We start from the raw sequence: 19259 nt of genomic DNA on the forward strand, positions 1-19259 counted from the left end.
TGTGCACACGTTCGGGCGAGCAACCGTGCTCGTGAGCGCGCGATGACCGCGGCGTGCCTCGACTGTGCAAGAACGGTCCGTCACGCGACAGTGGTCAGGTGAGGGGCATCGCCCCACGACCACCTGAGGCTCTGGAGACACCGTGACGAACCGTGACGACGCGTGGTTCGCCGAGCTCGTCCGTGCCCACGCCGGTCCGGTCTTCCGGTACGTCGTCCGGCGTGCCGCGCGTGACGACGCGGAGGACCTCACGGCGGACGTGCTCACCGTTGCGTGGCGGCGGCGCGACGACATCCCGGCGGGTGCTGAGCTCCCGTGGCTCTACCGCACCGCCGGGTTCGTGATCGCGAACCACCGGCGCAAGGGCCGGCCCATCCCCGTCGGCGACCTCCCTGACGAGGTCGAGGCCGCGGACCCGGAGAGCATCGTGATCGCGGACGAGGAGGTGCGTGACGCGCTCGCGGCGTTGAGCCCCCGGGACCGGCGCATCCTCCTGCTGAACGCGTGGGAGGGGCTCGACGGCAACGAGCTCGCCGCGGTGCTCGGCCTCTCGCGCGGCGGCGCGGATGCGGCACTCTCGCGGGCGAGGTCCCGGCTGCGAGAGGCGTGGTCTGAGCGGCTGAGCGGCTGAGCGGCTGAGCGGCTGAGCGGCTGAGCGGCTGAGCGGCTGAGCGGCTGAGCGGCTGAGCGGCTGAGCGTCGGGCAACCGTCTGCCCGGTGCAGGCGACCGGCGTGCTGCGCGGGTCGGGTCGTCGGCGGCCCGGTGCAAGATGCGGACGACGCGCGACACATACGAGACAGCAGCACACCGAGCGGCAGCACATCAGCGAGTCGGGACGTCGTTCTCGGACGGCTCGCCACGAGGTTCACCCCGGTCGGCCCGCCGCGGCCGGTCACCATGTCCTGGAGGTCGTCGTGAACACCCAGCTCCCCCCCGACGGTGGTATCCACGAGGACCCCGTCGAGCGCCTGCGCGCCGCTGACCCCGCTGCGGGGATCGAGGTGGACGTGGCGGCGATCGAGGCGGCCGTCCACGCCAGGATCGCCGACGGCGGTGCTGCCGACCGCGAGGGCGACACCGACGGCGGGCGCAGTGCCGACGCGACGCACAGTGCGGACCACGACGACAGTGCAGACCACGGCGACAGTGCGGACCACGACGGGCGCGACACCGACGCGACGGTGACCGAGCTCGATCCGACGCGGCGCCAGCGGCGGCCGGCGCGCTGGCTCCAGATCGCCGCGACGGTGGCCGGTGTCGCACTGGTCGGCTCCGGGGCGTTCGCGCTCGGACGCCAGACCGGGACACCGTCCTCGACGTCGAAGGCGGCGCCGGCGATCTCCCTGGTGGGCCCGGAGGTCGCGGCGGGCTCGGCCCAGCGTGACACGGTCGGCTCAGCGATGTCGTCGCCGTCATTCGCCCCCTACGGGGTGGCCCGGACGGTCTTCAGCTCCGACGGGCTCTCGGCCGCGGCCGGCACCGCTCAGGCGTGGACCTACGACTCCGCGGCCGCTTTCACCCGGGACAAGGCCGCGGCGGTGGCCAAGGCCCTCGGCCTGGCCGGGACCCCGACGCTCGTGTCCGGCGCCTGGATCGTCGGCGCGACGGACGGCACTGGTCCGCGCCTCCAGCTGCAGCCGGACGCGACCGTGGACGTGTCGTACTACGACCCGACCAACGATCCGTACGCATGCGTGGACGGCAGCGTGAAGGGTGCGACCAGCGGATCTGGCGCGGCCGGCATGCCGGTCGCCCCGACACCTGCCGACGATCCGGAGCGGTGCGCCGGATCGTCGGCCGGGCCGGCGCCGTCCGCCGCCGAGGCGACCGCGCGGACCCGGGACCTGATCGCTGCGGCCGGGCTCGACCCGTCGGCATTCGAGTACGAGGCGAGCGCGACGGGCAGCTCGACGATCGCGGCGGTCACCGCGTGGGCGGTCGTCGACGGGCAGCGGACGGGGCAGGCCTGGAACCTGAGCCTGACGGCGCGTGGGGTGCAGAGCCTGTGGGGTCAGCTCGCACCGGTGGTCCCGCTCGGGTCGTACCCCGTCGTGAGCCCGCAGGAGGCGGTCACCCGGCTCGGTGACGCACGGTTCGGCGGCGGTCAGACCGGGGTCTACACGGCGATCGGCCTCGAGGGCACCGCGACGGATCGTGCGTCGTCGGGGTCGGCCGTCGGAGGTGCTGCGGCGACGGCGCCGCAACCGTTGGTGACCGCACCTGGTGACACCGGGACCGGCGTGACGCCGACGCTCCCACCGGTCCCCGCAGCAGGGGCGCCCGTGTCGTGGCCCGTCCAGCACGTGACCCTCACGCAGGCGCGCCTCGGGCTGTCCGCGGTCCAGCAGCCCGACGGCTCGGTCGTGCTGGCGCCGGCCTACGAGCTGTCCGACGGGTCGGGCCGGACCTGGTCCGTGATCGCCGTCGCCGAGAGCGCCCTGGACCTGACACCCGCTGGATGACCGTCATGCGCGTGTGGGTCGGGGTGTGCGCGGGCCACGGTGGTGGCCGGACGGGCGCGCGAGGGGCAACCCGGAATTGGTCGCGCGAGTTCGCGTCATCGTCGCCGGGGTGAACGCTCTCATCGAGTGTGACCGTCCGCCCGCGCGTCGGCGTGTGCGAGGCGGCTCCGCACTGGATGATCGTCGACCATGAGGTCAGGCGTGTACTCGGAAGAGGTGGCAGGGTGATGTCGCTGCGACTGACAGCACACCCGTCCTCGGTGCCGACCGGCCGGAGCTGGGTCATGTCGGTCTTCGAGCAGCGCTCCGAGAGCCCGGCCGACCTCGTCGACGAGGACGCCTCACGGCGGGTCGTCGAGCTCCTGACGTCCGAGCTCCTGACCAACGCGGTCACGCACGGACCCGAGGACGGCACCGTCGAGATCCGGGCGACCCGGACCGCGCGCGCACTGCGGGTCGAGGTCCGTGACGAGAGCATGGAGCTGCCGGTCGTCCAGGACATCGACGTCGACGCCACCGGCGGCCGGGGTGTCGGGTTCGTCGACATGCTGTCGTCCGAGTGGGGCGTGATCGTCGACGACTCCGGCAAGACCGTCTGGTTCGCGGTCGACCTCGACGACCCGAGCCCGCTCTACTGAGCCCCGCTGCGGTCAGGCCGATCGCACGACGCGGACCGCCCCTGCGGCGAGCGTGAACGACGACGTGCTGGTCTCGCCGGTGAGCAGGTCGGTCCCGGTCAGCGGGACGTCAGCGGCCTCGTCGGTGTGGTTGATCGCCACGACGTAGGAGTGCGTCGTGCCGTGCCGGGTCACGATCTCGAGGTCCTGGGGCAGGTCGACCACCGGGCTCAGGCCCGCGTCGGCGTACACCGGGGCGAGCAGGGCGGCGAGGGCGTCGACGTCGAGGCGTGTCGAGACGTACCAGCCGGTGCCGGCACCGTGCTCGTGGCGGGTCACCGCGGGCCCGCCGGCGGCAGGTCCGTCGGCGAAGACCGCGACCGGCGTCGCGCCGGCGAGCGCCAGGTCCTCGCACCAGACGTCGGCGGTGATGGCGTCGAGAGCACGCGCGACCGGTCCCGAGGCGGCGAGGTGCACCTGGTCGCCCTGCCGCAGCGGGAGGAGCTCGTCGACCTCCACGCCGAGCGCGGTGCGGAGCGGGGCGAGGTAGCCGCCCTCGGGCACGGCGTCGTTCTCGTCGACGGTCGCGGAGAAGCAGGACACGAGCAGCGTGCCGCCCGCCTCGACGTAGCGGGTGAGGTTCGCCGCGCCCTGGCTCGTCAGGAGGTAGGAGGCCGGGGCGACCACGAGGCGGTAGCCGGACAGGTCGTGCTCGGGGTGGGCGAAGTCGACCGTGAGCTTGTCCCGCCAGAGCCGGTCGTAGAACGCGTCGATCCGCTCGCGGTGGCCGAGGTCGACGCTCGGGCGCCACTCGAGGTCCTGGGCCCAGAACGACTGCCAGTCCCAGAGGATCGCGACGTCGGCGTGGACGGTCGAGCCGCGGACCTCGGTGAGGGCGGCGAGGTCGTGGCCCAGGGCACAGACCTCGGTCCAGACCCGGCTCCGGGTGCCGGCGTGGGGGAGCATCGCCGAGTGGAACTTCTCGGCGCCCGATCGGGAGGCACGCCACTGGAAGAACAGGATGCCGTCGGCACCACGGCCGAGGTGGGCGAGCGAGTTGCGGGCCATCTCGCCCGGCCGCTTCGCGACGTTCCGGGGCTGCCAGTTGACCGCGGACGTCGAGTGCTCCATGAGGAGCCACGGCCGTCCGCCGGCGAGTGACCGGGTGAGGTCCGCCGACAGGGCGAGGCCGACCTGGTTGCGGTCGTCCGCAGCGGTCAGGTAGTGGTCGTTCGAGACGATGTCGACCTCGCGCGCCCAGGCCCAGAGGTCGACGCTCTGGCACGAGCCGGCCATGAAGTTCGTGGTGACCGGGATGCCGGGCGCCTCCGCGTGGATCACGTCGCGCTCGGCCACGAAGCACTCGAGGAGCGCGTCCGACGTGAAGCGGGCGAAGTCGAGACGTTGTGCCGGGTTGACGACGCTCGGCGCGATCGAGGGCGGCGAGACGTGCGCCCACTCGGCGTAGTGCTGGCCCCAGAAGGCCGTGCCCCAGGCCTCGTTGAGGGCGTCGAGGCTGCCGTACCGTCGCTGCACCCAGGCGCGGAACGCGCGGGCGCTGTGCTCGGAGTAGCACTCCGAGACAGGGGTCCCGTACTCGTTGTGCACGTGCCACAGCACGACGGCAGGGTGCGACCCGTACCGTCGGGCGAGCTCGCGGGTGATCCGCACGCTCGCGCGGCGGTAGTCGGGTGAGCTCGGGCTCGCCATGCCGCGTGAGCCGAACCCGAGCGTGGTGCCGTCCCGCGTGACGACGCGTGCATCGGGGTGGGCGTGGAAGAACCACGCCGGCGGTGATGCGGTGGGTGTTCCCAGGTCCACCTGGATCCCGGCCTCGTGCAGGAGGTCGAGCACCCGGTCGAGCCAGCCGAAGTCGAACTCGCCCTCGCGCGGCTCGAGCAGACCCCAGGAGAAGATCCCGACGCTCACGAGGGTGACGCCGGCCTCACGCATGAGCGCGACGTCGCGGGCCCACACCTCCTCCGGCCACTGCTCGGGGTTGTAGTCGCCCCCGTAGCAGAGGGTCTCGACACCGGGGAGCCAGACGGGCAGGCCGGTCGGAGGGGTGGTGCTCGGGCTCATGGGGCTCCTCGTCCAGGGCCGGGGTGCTCTCCCAGGCCGATCGCAGGGCGACAGAACTGTGCGCGCTCCCAGGAGGAGCTGCCCTTCGCTGCACAGGTAACACCAGGAGATGCCCTGTTGACAAGCGACCGTGGTGTGCACGTACTGTGACCGCGCACAGGTTCACCGCGGCGTCTGGCGTCACGGTGCACCTCCCCACCGCGACGGAGCGGTGGACCACGACGAGGAGGAACCATGCGCCTGACCACAGGCACCCGGATCGCGGCAGTCGCCGCAGCCGTCGCGCTGCTCGCGAGCGCGTGCTCGAGCACGGGAGGATCGACCGGGACGACCGCAGCGTCCACCGGTGGTGAGACCGTCAACCTGAACTTCTGGACCTGGGCCCCGAACATGGACAAGGTCGTCGCCATCTGGAACGCGTCGCACCCGAAGATCCAGGTGACGGTCAACAAGCAGGACGGCGGCGACCCCGCCGTCACCAAGCTGCTGACCGCGATCAAGGCCGGCAGCGGCGCGCCGGACATCATGCAGGCCGAGTACCAGAAGATCCCGACACTGGTCTCCGCGGACGCGCTCGCGGACATCTCCGCGGACCTGCCCGCGGGCATCGCCAGCCAGTTCCCCGCCGGGGTGTGGAACTCGGTCACCCTCGGCAGCAAGGCCGTGTACGCCGTCCCGCAGGACTCCGGACCGATGGAGTTCTACTACCGGGCGGACATCTTCGACAAGCTCGGGCTCAAGGTCCCGACCACCTGGGCGGAGTACGCCGACGTCGCCGCCGCGCTGCACAAGGCCGACCCGACCAAGTACCTCGGCACGTTCTCCGCGACCGACGCCGGCTGGTTCACCGGTCTCGCGCAGCAGGCCGGGGCCTCGTGGTGGGGCGTCGACGGGAGCTCGTGGACGGTCTCGATCGACGACGCCGCCACCCTCAAGGTCGCGAAGTACTGGGGCGACCTGGTGCAGTCCGGCGTGATCGACAACAAGCCGATGTACACGCCGGAGTGGAACGCCGCGCTCAACGACGGCACGCAGGTCGGGTGGCTCTCCGCGATCTGGGCGCCGGGCGTCCTCGCCGGTAACGCACCCGACACCGCGGGCAAGTGGAAGATGGCGCCGATGCCGCAGTGGGACAGTGCGAAGCCGGCCACCGGCAACTGGGGCGGCTCCGCGATGGCCGTCACCACCCAGTCGAAGCACGCCAAGGAGGCTGCGGAGTTCGTCACCTGGCTCAACACCGACCAGAAGGCCGTCGACGCCCTGGTCAGCATCAGCGGCCTCTACCCCGCGGACATCCCCGCGCAGAAGGAGGCCCTCGCCTCGCCGCCGAAGTTCTTCTCCAACCAGCCGGACTTCTACACGCTCGCCGGTGACATCGCGAAGACGGCCGGCAGCTTCACGTTCGGCCCGAACGTGAACGTCGCCTACTCGTCGTACAACGACGAGTTCGGCAAGGCGACCGAGGCCAAGAGCGCGTCCGCGTTCGTCGACGCCGTCAAGGCCATGCAGACCACGACGCTCGCGGACCTCAAGAACTCCGGGTTCTCGGTCAAGGGCTGACGCCGCCACCGGGGTGGCCGTCCACACGGCCACCCCGGTCACCCGACCGCCGACCCGCACCCCCGGAGGACCCCCATGACCGCCCTCGGCCGAACCGCCCCCGTCCGCGCGCGCGCGCGTCGGCGAACCCTCGCTCCGTACCTGTTCCTCACACCGGCGATCACGCTGTTCGTCGCGTTCCTCGCGCTGCCGATCGGCTACTCGCTCTACCTCAGCCTGCGCACCGTCAAGGTCAGCGGGCTCGGCCTCGGCGCGGGTGCCCGGACCGAGGTCTGGGCCGGGCTCGAGAACTACGTACGATCGCTGTCCGACCCGGAGTTCGCCGCGAGCGTCGGCCGCGTCGCGCTGTACGGGCTGCTCCTGGTCCCGACGATGATCGCGCTCGCGCTGGTCTTCGCGCTCATGCTCGACTCGCGGCGGACCCGTGCCCGCAGCGTGTCGCGGGTCTCGATCTTCCTCCCGTACGCCGTCCCGGCCGTGATCTCGTCCCTGTTGTGGGGGTTCCTCTACCTCCCGGCGGTCAGCCCGTTCTACTTCGTCTTCCACGCGCTCGGTTGGCAGGTGCCGACCGTCCTGTCCAGCCGGCTCGTGATGTTCGCCGTCGCGAACATCGCCCTCTGGGGTGGCGTGGGGTTCAACATGATCGTCATCTACACGGCGCTCAAGGCGATCCCCAGCGAGCTCTACGAGGCCGCCCGGATCGACGGCTGCACCGAGGTCGCCGTCGCCTGGCGCATCAAGGTCCCGATCGTGCTGCCGTCGCTGATCATGACGTTCGTCTTCTCGATGATCGCGACCCTCCAGGTCTTCGCCGAGCCGATGACCCTGCGACCGCTCACCAACACGATCTCGAGCACGTGGACGCCGCTGATGAAGGTCTACCGCGACGCGTTCACCCGCAACGACATCTACTCGGCCGCCGCCACCTCCGTGGTCATCGCAGCCGCCACGTTCGTCCTCTCGTTCGGGTTCCTGCGCCTCCTGCAGAACCGTGCCTTCAGCCAGGAGAAGTGACCATGGCCACGACCCTTCCGGTCCCCTCCCCGGGTGCCGCTCCCGACGTCGCGGGGGCCGGTCGTCGGACGGCGCCGCCGCAGCTGCGCCAGGTCCGGCGCGAGCGCCCGAGCTACACGAGCACCACGATCCTGCTGCTCGGGGCCGCCTACTGCCTCCTGCCGGTCGTGTGGGTGCTCGTGGCGTCGAGCAAGAGCGCGGGCGAGCTGTTCTCGACCTTCACGTTCGCGCCGTCGTCGCACCTGATCGACAACATCAGGACCCTCTCGGCCTATCGTGACGGCGTGTACTGGCGGTGGATGGCCAACACGGCGCTCTACGCCGGTGTCGGCGGGCTGCTCTCGGTGATCGTCTCGGCGGCAGCGGGCTACGGGCTCGCGATGTACTCGTTCGTCGGGAAGAGGTCGATCTTCAACGCCCTCCTGGCCGGTGTGCTCGTTCCCGGCGTCGTCCTCGCTATCCCGCAGTACCTCCTGCTCGCCAAGGTCGGGCTCACGAACACGTACTGGTCGGTGCTGCTCCCGAGCATCATCAGCCCCTACGGCATCTACCTCGCCCGCATCTACGCCGCCGCGTCGGTGCCGACGGACGTCGTCGAGGCCGCGCGGACCGACGGCGCGCGCGAGCTCACGATCTTCCGGAAGATCGCCGTCCCGATGATGATGCCGGGCCTGGTGACGGTGTTCCTGTTCCAGTTCGTCGCGATCTGGAACAACTTCATGCTGCCGTACATCATGCTCGGCAGCGATCAGCTCTTCCCGATCACGGTCGGGCTCTCCGGCCTCCTCAACCAGGGTGCGTCGGTGCCGGCGATGTACACGTCGGTCCTCACCGGCGCGCTGCTGTCGATCATCCCGCTCATCGCGCTGTTCCTCACGCTGCAGCGCTACTGGCAGGTCGACCTCGCGGCAGGCGCGGTCAAGAGCTGACATGGCCCTAGAGTCACGAACTGTGGACAGACCCGCAGCCAAGAGGCGACCGACGATCCGCGACGTGGCGGCGGTGGCCGGCGTCTCGCGCGGGACGGTCTCGCGCGTCATCAACGGAGGCCACTGGGTGTCGCCCGAGGCCCTGGCCGCGGTCAACGAGGCGATCAGGACCACCGGCTACGCGGCCAACCAGCATGCGCGCAGCCTCGCGACCGGGCGGTCCAACTCGATCGCCTTCCTGCTCACCGAGCCCCAGCACCTGCTCTTCGAGGACCCGAACTTCTCGATCCTGCTGCGAGGCGCGGCCGAGGCGCTCGCGCGACGCGAGCTGCCGCTCCTGCTGATGGTGGCGAGCACCCCCGAGGAGCGGCGCCGGATCACCGCGTACGTCAGTGCAGGGCACGTCGACGGGGTGCTGCTGATCTCGTCGCACGCCGGGAACCCCATCGTGGCCTCGCTGCTGCGCCGCGAGATCCCGCTGATCGCGTGCGGCGTCCCGCTCGGCTTCGAGCAGCAGGTGGGTTACGTGACCGCGGACGACGCGGCCGGCGCGCGCACCATGACCAGGCACCTCGTCGACCGGGGCTGTCGCCGGATCGCGACCGTCACCGGCCCCCTGGACACCCCGGGCGGCACGATGAGGCTCGCCGGCTTCACGGCGGAGCTCGGCGACGCGTTCGACGAACGCCTCGTGGCGCACGGCGACTACACACGCGCGGGGGGTGAGCGCGCGATGCGCGAGCTGCTCGAGCGTGCCCCCGACCTCGACGGGGTCTTCGTCGCCTCGGACCTCATGGCGGCCGGGGCGCTGACGGTGCTGCGCGAGGCCGGTCGACGGGTTCCCGAGGACGTCGCCGTCGGCGGTTTCGACGACTCGGGCCTCGCCGCGACCCTCGTGCCACCGCTCACGACGATCCGGCAGCCGCTCGAACGGATCAGCGAGGAGATGGTGCGGCTCCTGCTCGAGGTGATCGACGGTCAGGAGCCTGCGGCCATCACGCTGCCGACGACCCTCGTGGTGCGCGAGTCGGCCTGAGCGTGCGGGTGTCCCCGCCCCGCGACCGGCGGAGCGGGGACACCTGACCGATCACCGGCTGATCAGGACCTTCAGGGCCTTGGTCTGCGCGGCGTTCCCGAACGTCTCGTACGCCGACATCATGTCGGCGAGCCCGAAGCGGTGCGTGACGAACGTGGCGACCGGCAGCTTGCCCTGGGCGACGAGCTTCAGCAGCATGCCGAGCGTCGTCGTGTTCACCAGGCCCATGCTGATCGTGATGTTCTGGATCCACAGCCGGTCCAGCTCGAGCTCGACCGACCGGCCGTGCACCCCGACGTTCGCGATCGAGCCACCCGGCCGGACCAGCCGTGTGCACATGTCGAACGTGGCCGGGACCCCGACGGCCTCGATGGCGACGTCCACCCCGTACCCGTCGGTCAGGGCGCGCACCTGCTCCGCCCAGTCCGCCTCACCCGAGTTGACCACGTGCGTGGCGCCGACCTGCCGCGCCAGCTCGAGGCGGCTCGGGTCCAGGTCGATCGAGATGATCCGGGCGGCGCCGTAGAGACCGGCGGTGGCGATGACCGCGAGCCCCACCGGGCCGGCGCCGACGACGGCCACCGTGTCACCGGGCTTGACCCGCCCGTACTGGACGCCGATCTCGAAGCCCGTCGGGAGGATGTCCGAGAGGAGGATCGCCGCGTCGTCGGGGACGCCGTCGGGCAGGGCGTAGAGCGAGGTGTCCGCGAACGGGATGCGGACCTTCTCGGCCTGCGTGCCGTCGATCAGATGGCCCAGGATCCACCCGATCCCGGACGCGCCCTCGTCGGAGAGGCAGTGCGACGGGTTCCCGCTACGGCAGTAGGTGCACGTGCCGCACGCACTGATGCAGGACACGATCACCCGGTCGCCGACGGACACCTGGGTGACCGACTCGCCGACCTCGAGCACCGTGCCGACGGCCTCGTGCCCGAGGATCCTGCCGGGGGTGACGGCAGGGACGTCGCCCTTGAGGATGTGCAGGTCGGTCCCGCAGATCGTGGTGGTGTCGACCTGGACGATCGCATCGGTCGGATGGATCAGGACCGGGTCCGGTACCTCGTCCCAGCTCTTGTTTCCCGGACCGTGGTAGACGAGCGCCTTCATGGGTCCTCCCGGATCTCTCAGCCGGGCGAACGGCGGTGTTCGCCCGCACTCCCAGGTCTACGCCGTGCGGACCGGGGCGCAACAGGGGAGACCCCTGGGGGTTCGCCGACGGACGGGCACACCCTCAGAACGGCCAGGCACGCCCTCAGAACGGCCAGGCACGCCCTCAGAACAGGGTGTCGGACACCGGCGCGAAGCGGTCTCCCACGGCCATCGCGGGCTCCGCGGTCGCATGCGACACAGCGTGCGCCGCCGCCCCGGCGAGGAGATCGGCCTGCTCGTTGTAGTAGTTGCCCACGTGGCCGCGGACCCAGACGAACCGGACCGGCCCGCTTCGCGTCGTGATGGCTCGCTCGATGCCCTGCACGAGGGCGAGGTTCTGCACGGGCGAGCCGCTCGCGGTGCGCCACCCCTTGCGTTTCCAGCCGACCACCCACTCGGAGGCGCACTTGATCGCGTACTGGGAGTCGGACTCGATCACGAGCGGCTCGTCACCCGGGTGCGCCTCGATCGCGCGGAGGACCGCGGTGAGCTCGGCGACCTGGTTGGTCCCGGAGGGGATCCCTCCGGAGCCCGTGGGGCCCTGGTGGTTCACCCAGGCCCACCCGCTGGGACCACCGGGGTTGCGCAGGCAGGAACCGTCCGTGCTGACCGTGATCACGGCGGTCAGCCTCCCACATCGACGCGTGCACGCTGGTGAGGAGACCACGCGGCGCGGCGTCCGGTGGCCCGTGCGCTCTACGATCAGCACATGGACGCTGAGAGCGGTGGGGTCGACCGCTCGGGTCTGATCGGTCGCTCGGTCGAGCTCGAGGAGCTCGAGGCGCGGCTCGCCGCCGTGGTCGGGGGCGCCGGGAGCGTCGTGCTCATCGAGGGCGAGGCCGGGATCGGCAAGTCGGCCCTGGCGAACGAGGTCGCCGCGATCGCGGCCAGACGCGGACTGCGCGTCTTCGCCGCCGGGACGGCGACCGACCGGGGACCGGTCCAGCCGTTCACGCTCCTGGTCCGGACGCTGCTGTCGCTCGGCCCTCCTGCGACGGACGTCGAACGTGAGCTCGCGGGCCTGATCGGCAAGTACCGCGAGGACTGGGCCTTGTGGTCGAGCCCGGACCAGACGGACGAGCGCACGCAGATCGAGGAGCTCTTCGCCGACCTGCTGATCGAGCGCGCGGCAGGCGGGCCGTCGGTGGTGCTGCTCGAGGACCTCCACCTGGTCGACGACGCGTCGCTGCGTGTGCTCGAGCGTCTGGCGGCAGGTGGCGCGGTCCCGTCGACGATGCTCGTCGCGACGACGCGCACCGTGCCGCGGCGCCCCGAGCTGGTCACGGCCGTCGCGGCGTGGACGCGGGCGGGTGCCGCACCTCTGGAGGTGCCCGCGCTGACCCCGCAGGCGGCGATCGAGCTCGGCGAGCGGCTCCTCGGGCACCGGGCCGGGCCGGTGCTCCGTGCGCGGCTGTCCGCCGCGGGCGGCAACCCGCAGTTCATCGTGGACCTGGTCACCGCGGTGCAGGAGTCCGACGCCCTCGTGGACGGCGCCGACGGTGTCGTCGAGCTGGCCGGCAACGTCGTCCTGCGTGACCTCAACCAGCAGCTGTCCGCACGGGTCGCTCACGTCGGGAACGAGGCGCTGGCCCTTCTCTCGGTCGCGGCGGTGCTCGGCAGCTCGTTCATGGAGGCCGACCTCGCCGCTGTCGCGGAGATGCCCGAGGAGGAGACGTGGCGGGTCCTGCGGCACTGCTCGGCCGCCGGCCTCGTGCAGGCGCGCGGCGGGCGGCTCACCTTCCGGCACGACCTGGTCCGCGACGCCCTCTACGCGGGACTGACCCTGGCGGTGCGTCGCGACCTGCACCGCAGGGCGTCGCTGGTCCTGTTCGAGGCGGGTGCGCCGGCCGCGGTCGTGCAGGAGCACCTCGCCCGCGCGGAGGACCCCCACGGGGACCGCGAGTGAGCTGACGTCGCGCAGGATGGGTACGGTCGTCCTACCGTGGACCTGCCCGGGCGACATGACCCGGTGCCGCGGCCGCCGCGACACCGACGCCTCTCCCGGCTGACCATGCCCTGTCACCGCACGATCGAAGGAGCACCATGCCCACTCGTACCGCACGCACGGCCTGGAACGGCGGACTCAACGACGGGAGCGGCCAGGTCGAGCTCTCCAGCTCGGGCGTGGGGACGTTCGACGTCTCGTTCCCCAAGCGGGCTGCGGAGGACGCGGGCGGCACCACGAGCCCCGAGGAGCTGATCGCCGCCGCGCACACCTCGTGCTACGCGATGCAGCTCTCCGCACTTGTCGCCGAGGCGGGCGGCACGCCGATCGCCCTGCAGGTCAGTGCCGACGTGACGCTCGCGCCGGACCCGGCCGGGGGCTTCCACCTGACCGGGATCCTGCTGACCGTGCGGGGTGAGGTCGCCGGCCTCGACGCCGCCGGGTTCGCCGCTGCCGCCGAGGCGGCGAAGGAGACGTGCCCGATCAGCAAGGCCCTGACCGGGGTGCCGATCACCCTGGACGCGGCACTCGACTGACAGGTCAGGACCGACGGCAGGTTCGGCCGCCGGCCCGGGCGCGTCCGTAGGGCGGTGGTCCCCGCGGCGGGGCTGCACGGAGGTGGGACACTGCCCCCGTGCCGACCGTGACCACGACCTCCGACTGGGCCGAACCCGCCGAGCCTGCCGAACCTGACGGGTCCGCCGGACGCGCCGCTGCCGCCGACCTGCTCGCGGCGCTCAGCGCGCGCGTCCGCGGTTCCGTCGACGCGTCGACGCGGCGGCGCGCGGAGTACTCGACCGACGCGTCGAACTACCGGGTCGTGCCCGAGGTCGTCGTGTTCCCCCTCGACGTCGACGACGCGGTGGCCGCGCTCGACGCGGCCCGTGAGGCGGGCGCCCCGGTGACCGCGCGCGGAGGCGGCACGTCCGTCGCGGGCAACGCCGTCGGCCCGGGTGTCGTGATCGACTTCTCGCGGCACGTCAACCGGGTGCTCGCCATCGACGCGGACGCGCGCACGGCCCGGGTCGAGCCGGGGGTGATCCTGGCGGACCTGCAGCGGCAGGCCGCCCCGCTCGGGCTGCGGTTCGGCCCGGACCCGTCGACGCAGGCGCGCGCGACGCTCGGCGGGATGATCGGCAACAACGCGTGCGGCCCACGCGCCGTGGCGTACGGGCGCACCGCCGACAACGTCGTGGAGCTCGACGTCGTCGACGGCACCGGGCGGCGCTTCGTCGCCGGACGCGGCCTGGACCCCGTGCCCGGGCTCGACGCCCTGGTGCGCGCGAACCTCGACATGATCCGCACCGAGCTCGGGAGGTTCGGACGCCAGGTCTCCGGCTATTCCCTGGAGCACCTGCTGCCGGAGAACGGCGCCGATCTCGCCAAGGCCCTGGTCGGGACCGAGGGCACGGTGACGACGCTGCTCGGCGCCACCGTGACGCTCGTCCCGGTGTCCGCCGCACCGGTGCTCGTGGTGCTGGGCTACCCCGACATGGCGACCGCCGCCGACGCGGTGCCGGCGCTGCTCGCGCACCACCCGCTCGCGATCGAGGGCATGGACGCCCGTCTGATCGACGTCGTGCGGCGCGTCAAGGGCGCCGGAGCGGTGCCAGACCTGCCCCCCGGCGCCGGCTGGATGATGGTCGAGGTCGGCGGTGCGGACCTCGACGAGGCGATGACCCGGGCGCATGCGCTCGCGGCGGATGCGGGTACGACGGCCGTCGGCATCTTCCCTCCCGGCCCGGAGGCCGCCGCGATGTGGCGCATCCGTGAGGACGGCGCCGGCCTCGGCGGCCGCACGCCGTCGCGCGAGCAGGCGTGGCCCGGCTTCGAGGACTCGGCGGTGCCACCGGAGCGGCTCGGCGCGTACCTGCGTGAGCTCGAGGCCCTGATGGCGCAGCACCGGGTCGACGGTCTGGCCTACGGCCACTTCGGGGACGGGTGCGTGCACCTGAGGCTCGACATCCCGCTCGAGCGCTCCGGCGACCCGCTGCGTGCCTTCATGACCGACGCCGCGCACCTGGTGGCCGCGCACGGCGGGTCGCTCTCCGGCGAGCACGGGGACGGACGCGCCCGGAGCGAGCTCCTCCCCGTGATGTACTCCCCGACGGCGATCGCCGCGTTCGAGGCGTTCAAGGACCTCCTCGACCCGCGGGACCTGCTCAACCCCGGGGTGCTGGTCCGTCCGCGTCCGCTCGACGCGGACCTGCGCCGCCCGCACGCGCGTCCGCTCCCGGCCGTGCCGACCGGCTTCGCGTTCCCGCACGACGCCGGTGACCTCACGACCGCGGTGCACCGGTGCGTCGGCGTCGGCAAGTGTCGCGCGGACACGTCGGCCGCAGGCGGCTTCATGTGCCCGTCCTACCTGGCCACGCACGACGAGAAGGACTCCACCCGGGGCCGTGCGCGCGTGCTCCAGGAGATGGCCAACGGCACGCTGGTCACGCGCGGCTGGTCCTCGCCGGAGGTGGCGGAGGCCCTCGACCTGTGCCTCGGCTGCAAGGCGTGCTCGAGCGACTGCCCGGCCGGCGTCGACATGGCGCAGTACAAGTCCGAGGTGCTCCACCGGCGGTACGGCGGGCGGCTGCGGCCCGTCGGCCACTACGTGCTCGGCTGGTTGCCGCGGTGGATCCGCCTGGTCACGAGCGTCCCGGGCCTCGCGCGGGTGGCCAACGCGGCGCTCCGGGTCCGGCCGCTCGCCCGGCTCGTGCTCGCGGCGGGCGGCATGGACACCCGCCGGAAGATGGTCACGTTCGCCGAGACGCCGTTCCGCACCTGGTGGGCGCGTGAGGGTGCGGCCTCGGCTCGCGCCGGGGCAGCACCGGCCACCTCGGGTGCGGGCGCCGGCACCCGCCCCCGGGTCCTGCTGTGGACCGACTCGTTCAGCGACTCGCTCGCACCGTCGGTCCCGCGGGCGGCGGTCGCGGTGCTCCGGGACGCCGGGTACGAGGTCCTCGTCCCGGACGAGCAGGCCTGCTGCGGCCTGACCTGGATCACGACCGGGCAGCTCGACGGCGCTCGGCACCGGCTCTCCGACCTGCTCGAGGTGCTCGGTCCGTTCGCGGTGAACGGGATCCCGATCGTCGGTCTCGAGCCGTCGTGCACCGCGGTGCTGCGCTCGGACCTGCTCGACCTGTTCCCCGAGGACCCGCGCGCCGTCGCCGTCGCCGGAGCCACCCGCACCCTGGCGGAGCTCCTGACGTCCCCCGCCCCGGTCGGGCCCGTGGACTGGACGCCCCCGGACCTGACCGGCGTGACCGCGGTCGTTCAGCCGCACTGCCACCAGCACGCGGTCATGGGCTTCACCCCCGACCAGGCTCTGCTGCGACAGGCGGGGGCCGAGTTCTCGACGCTGGCGGGGTGCTGCGGGCTCGCGGGGAACTTCGGCATGGAGAAGGGGCACTACGAGGTCTCGGTCGCGGTCGCGGAGCACGCGCTGCTGCCGGCCCTGCGGGAGGCGGCGCCTGGAGACGTGTACCTGGCCGACGGGTTCTCGTGCCGCACCCAGGCCGAGCAGCTCGCCGGCGTGCACGGGGTGCACCTCGCCGAGCTCCTCGCGTCCCGGCTGCCGCGCGGCGGGCACGCCTGACGTGCCGCGCCGCGACCTGGCAGGATCGGGACCATGCTGATCGCCTTCTCCGTCGCGCCCTCGGGCATCGGCGACTCCGTGACCGCGGCCGTGGCCGACGCCGTCCGGGTCGTCCGTGAGTCCGGCCTGCCGAACCACACCGATGCGATGTTCACCACGATCGAGGGGTCGTGGGACGAGTGCATGGACGTCGTCAGGCGGGCGACCGAGGCCGTCGGACGCCACGGCACCCGCGTGAGCCTGGTCCTGAAGGCCGACATCCGGCCGGGGCACGTCGGTGAGCTCACGGGCAAGGTCGAGCGGCTCGAGGCGCGCCTCGCCGAGGGGTGACGCCAAGCGCGCCCGTGCACCGGGTGCAGGGGGTCACCCAGGTGGCCCGCGCTCGTTCGTGGCACCACCGGCACGGTCCCTGGGAATCCTCAGCGGTCCGTGGCACAGTGTCCCGAGACGCAGCGGGGCGGTGGGTCACCGCCGATCGCCGCACGCAGGTCGCGGGGCGTCGTCGGCTGCGACAACCTGCGACAACCTGTGACGACTGTGACGACTGTGACGACACAGGAGAGACGATGCCCATCTTCGAGCTCGACGCTGGACGCCCTGTCCTCGTCCAGCCGATGCAACCGGCCGCCGGCGCGTTCGAGGCGGAGACCCAGGCGCTCGTCAGCGACCACCTGAGCGCCCTGCTCAACGAGCACGTGTTCCCGGTCGTCCGCAGTCACGGGGCGCCCGGTGAGCCGCAGGTGCTCGCTCTCGACGCGCACGGTCAGCCGGTCGTCGCCGAGGTCGTTCGGGTGCTCGACGGCGAGAGCCTCGTGCGGGCCCTCCAGCACGCGGGTGCGACGTCGCGGCTCAGCACGGACGACCTCGCGCGGGCGTACACGGGGGGCGCCCACGCGTTCGCGGACGACCTCGTCGCGTTCCGGGAGTCGCTGCCGATCGCGGTGCGGAACGCGCCGAGCCGGTCCTCCGGGGCGCGGGTCGTCGTGTTCTGCGCCGAGGTCGCGGAGAGCGTGCACGACGCGGTCGAGTTCCTCCGTCAGTCAGGTCGGCAGGTCGAGGTCCTCGTCGTCGGTGTGGTGCGCGGTCACGACGGTCGTCGCCTGCTCGAGGTGTCGCCGCTCGGCGCACCCGCGCTGGTGCGACGCCCGACCGAGCCCGCCTCGCGGTGGGTAGGCCCCGGCGACGCGTTCACCGACGCGATCGCGTACGACCCGGCACGTGCGGGTGCCCGCGAGCGTCGGCTCCCGCGCCCGCGTCCGGACATCGTCTCGACCGGTCCCTACCTCGGCGACTACCAGGGGGCCGGGGTCCCGACAGGTCAGCACCTCATCGTCACGGGCCAGCACCCCCTGGTCCCCGACGCCGCGTCCACCGGTGGGCCGCCGGTGGCCGAGCCGCCGGGTGCACCGTTCGTCCTGCCGCAGCCGATGCCGGGCGGAGCGCCGGTCCGGGTGCCGGCGGCCGAGCGCGTGCCGACAGCCGAGCGCGTACCTGTGGCCGAGCGCGTGCCGACAGCCGAGCGGATGGCCTCGACCGGTGCGCACCGTGAGCGGGCGGGCGACGACCGGGGTGCCGCACGTGAGCGGCCTCCCCGGGCGGACGTCCCGGGCTCTCCGCTGAGCGCGATCGCGCGCGAGCTCGGTGGTGCGACGCTCGTCTGGGTCCGGGAGCGCCGCGGCGAGCGGTTCGAGGCTCACCTGCGCTCCGACGGGACGCTGCAGCTCGCGGACGGGAAGATCTACCTCGACCCCGATGCTGCGGCGCGCGCCGCGATCGGCGTCGAGCGCGACGTCGACGGCTGGCGCACGTGGCGCGTCGGTGAGCACGGTCCCACGCTCGCCGAGGCTGCTGCCGCCGCTGGCTGAGGCCTCACGCCCAGCCGTACGCGGCGGTCCACCTGCTGATCTCGAGGAAGTACTGGGTGCGCGCCGATGCGTGCGAGAGCGAGAGGTCGTGGAGCCCGCCGGCGATCCGGACGACGGTCACGACCGGCCCGAGCTGCACCGCCCGCCGCACGATGAGCTCGACGTCCAGGACGACGTCGGCCTGGCGCATGTCTTCGTGCCACCGCGGGCTGATGATGGTCCGCGCCGAGGCGAGCACCAGCACAGGTGAGGTCACGCGCAGGCCGCGGGCGACCTGGGCGTGACCGTCGAGGATCGCGCGGAGCCAGCCCGCGCGCACCGGGAACGACGGCGTCGGTCGCCACGTCCGGTCGTACTCCCACTCGCCGCCCTCGTCGGCCCGCACCGTCCGGGCGTTGTACCCGGGATCGATGTTCGGCATCGGGGAGCGTGGCTGGTACCGCGCGAGCTGGCGGACCGCCGGGGCGCTGACGTGGCGGGCGACGGCCGAGCCCTGCAGCTCGAGCCACGGGCTGTTGAGGATCAGCCCGGAGGCCTCGCCCGGGTGCCGGTCCGCCCAGAGCGACAGGATCAGGCCGCCCGTGGAGTGCCCCATGAGCATCACGCGCGACCGGGCACCGTGCTCGGTGCGGATCACGTCGAGGGCGGCCTCGAGCTCCTCGTCGTAGGTCCGCAGGTCCTCGACGTAGCCCGGTGTCTGGTGCGGACGCAGGCTCCGCCCGTACTTGCGCAGGTCCAGCGCGTAGAAGGCGACGCCGCGGCTGTGCCAGTACTCGGCGGTGCCGGTCTGGAAGAAGTAGTCGGACCATCCGTGCACGTAGAGGACGACGAGCGTCGCACGCTGCGGCTCGGGTGCGGGCGGGGCGTGACGCACGAGCGTGGCGACGACGTCGCCCTCGTCGTCCGGCTCGAGCGGGAGGGTCAGCGCGCGGTAGTCGGGTCCGAGCACGTCCTCGACCCACTCGGGGCTCATCGCGGGCTCCTTCGTCTCTGGCGTCGGGACGGTGCTG

Annotated in this window: 16 protein-coding genes; 12 read left to right on the plus strand and 4 right to left on the minus strand. The window is 72.6% G+C overall.

Features of this window, described 5'->3' with window-relative positions:
- Positions 1-142 precede the first annotated feature (142 nt).
- From LJB74_RS12845 to LJB74_RS12855, 3 genes are all read left to right on the plus strand, one after another.
- Positions 143-631 carry an RNA polymerase sigma factor gene (locus tag LJB74_RS12845; protein ID WP_259308909.1) on the plus strand — a complete coding sequence of 163 codons (489 nt, stop codon included), beginning with the start codon at positions 143-145 and terminating at the stop codon, positions 629-631.
- Between the two features lie 284 nt (positions 632-915).
- Complete coding sequence (locus tag LJB74_RS12850) at positions 916-2463, plus strand: hypothetical protein (RefSeq protein WP_259308910.1); 1548 nt, start codon at positions 916-918, stop codon at positions 2461-2463.
- Positions 2464-2690: 227 nt separating this feature from the next.
- Positions 2691-3101, plus strand: coding sequence for an ATP-binding protein (locus tag LJB74_RS12855; protein WP_259308911.1), 411 nt, complete (start codon positions 2691-2693; stop codon positions 3099-3101).
- A gap of 12 nt (positions 3102-3113) precedes the next feature.
- Here the strand turns inward: LJB74_RS12855 and LJB74_RS12860 are convergent, their stop codons facing one another.
- Complete coding sequence (locus LJB74_RS12860) at positions 3114-5162, minus strand: beta-galactosidase (protein WP_259308912.1); 2049 nt, start codon at positions 5160-5162, stop codon at positions 3114-3116.
- 234 nt (positions 5163-5396) lie between these two features.
- On the opposite strand from LJB74_RS12860, the gene LJB74_RS12865 reads away from it, so the two are divergent.
- The 4 genes from LJB74_RS12865 to LJB74_RS12880 all read left to right on the plus strand — a co-directional run bounded on the left by LJB74_RS12865 (position 5397) and on the right by LJB74_RS12880 (position 9701).
- Positions 5397-6722 carry an ABC transporter substrate-binding protein gene (locus tag LJB74_RS12865; RefSeq protein ID WP_259308913.1) on the plus strand — a complete coding sequence of 442 codons (1326 nt, stop codon included), beginning with the start codon at positions 5397-5399 and terminating at the stop codon, positions 6720-6722.
- Between the two features lie 75 nt (positions 6723-6797).
- Entirely contained in the window at positions 6798-7736 is a 939-nt protein-coding gene (locus tag LJB74_RS12870; protein ID WP_259308914.1) for a carbohydrate ABC transporter permease, read from the plus strand.
- 2 nt (positions 7737-7738) lie between these two features.
- Complete coding sequence (locus LJB74_RS12875; protein WP_259308915.1) at positions 7739-8665, plus strand: carbohydrate ABC transporter permease; 927 nt, start codon at positions 7739-7741, stop codon at positions 8663-8665.
- A gap of 1 nt (position 8666) precedes the next feature.
- Entirely contained in the window at positions 8667-9701 is a 1035-nt protein-coding gene (locus LJB74_RS12880) for a LacI family DNA-binding transcriptional regulator (RefSeq protein ID WP_259308916.1), read from the plus strand.
- Between the two features lie 51 nt (positions 9702-9752).
- Here the strand turns inward: LJB74_RS12880 and LJB74_RS12885 are convergent, their stop codons facing one another.
- Together LJB74_RS12885 and LJB74_RS12890 are read right to left on the minus strand one after the other, a co-directional pair.
- The gene (locus tag LJB74_RS12885) at positions 9753-10808 is read right to left on the minus strand and encodes a zinc-dependent alcohol dehydrogenase family protein (RefSeq protein ID WP_259308917.1); all 1056 of its coding nucleotides are present in this window, start codon (positions 10806-10808) and stop codon (positions 9753-9755) included.
- Positions 10809-10974: 166 nt separating this feature from the next.
- Positions 10975-11469, minus strand: coding sequence for a ribonuclease H (locus LJB74_RS12890; RefSeq protein WP_259308918.1), 495 nt, complete (start codon positions 11467-11469; stop codon positions 10975-10977).
- A gap of 90 nt (positions 11470-11559) precedes the next feature.
- Between LJB74_RS12890 and LJB74_RS12895 the strand changes: the two genes are divergently transcribed.
- The 5 genes from LJB74_RS12895 to LJB74_RS12915 all read left to right on the plus strand — a co-directional run bounded on the left by LJB74_RS12895 (position 11560) and on the right by LJB74_RS12915 (position 18249).
- Positions 11560-12756 (plus strand): AAA family ATPase, encoded by a 1197-nt coding sequence (locus tag LJB74_RS12895; RefSeq protein ID WP_259308919.1) that lies wholly within the window; start codon positions 11560-11562, stop codon positions 12754-12756.
- Between the two features lie 137 nt (positions 12757-12893).
- Positions 12894-13331, plus strand: a complete 438-nt coding sequence (locus LJB74_RS12900; protein ID WP_259308920.1) for an OsmC family peroxiredoxin — start codon at positions 12894-12896, stop codon at positions 13329-13331.
- 98 nt (positions 13332-13429) lie between these two features.
- Positions 13430-16384, plus strand: coding sequence for an FAD-binding and (Fe-S)-binding domain-containing protein (locus LJB74_RS12905; protein WP_396125166.1), 2955 nt, complete (start codon positions 13430-13432; stop codon positions 16382-16384).
- A 33-nt stretch (positions 16385-16417) separates the two neighbouring features.
- The gene (locus tag LJB74_RS12910; RefSeq protein WP_259308921.1) at positions 16418-16714 is read left to right on the plus strand and encodes a thiamine-binding protein; all 297 of its coding nucleotides are present in this window, start codon (positions 16418-16420) and stop codon (positions 16712-16714) included.
- A 236-nt stretch (positions 16715-16950) separates the two neighbouring features.
- The gene (locus tag LJB74_RS12915; RefSeq protein ID WP_259308922.1) at positions 16951-18249 is read left to right on the plus strand and encodes a hypothetical protein; all 1299 of its coding nucleotides are present in this window, start codon (positions 16951-16953) and stop codon (positions 18247-18249) included.
- 4 nt (positions 18250-18253) lie between these two features.
- On the opposite strand, the gene LJB74_RS12920 is transcribed toward LJB74_RS12915, so the two are convergent.
- Positions 18254-19222, minus strand: coding sequence for an alpha/beta hydrolase (locus LJB74_RS12920; protein WP_259308923.1), 969 nt, complete (start codon positions 19220-19222; stop codon positions 18254-18256).
- Positions 19223-19259 lie beyond the last annotated feature (37 nt).

The sequence above is a fragment of the Cellulomonas sp. P24 genome (genome assembly GCF_024704385.1).
In the GTDB taxonomy this organism is placed as follows: Bacteria; Actinomycetota; Actinomycetes; order Actinomycetales; family Cellulomonadaceae; genus JAJDFX01.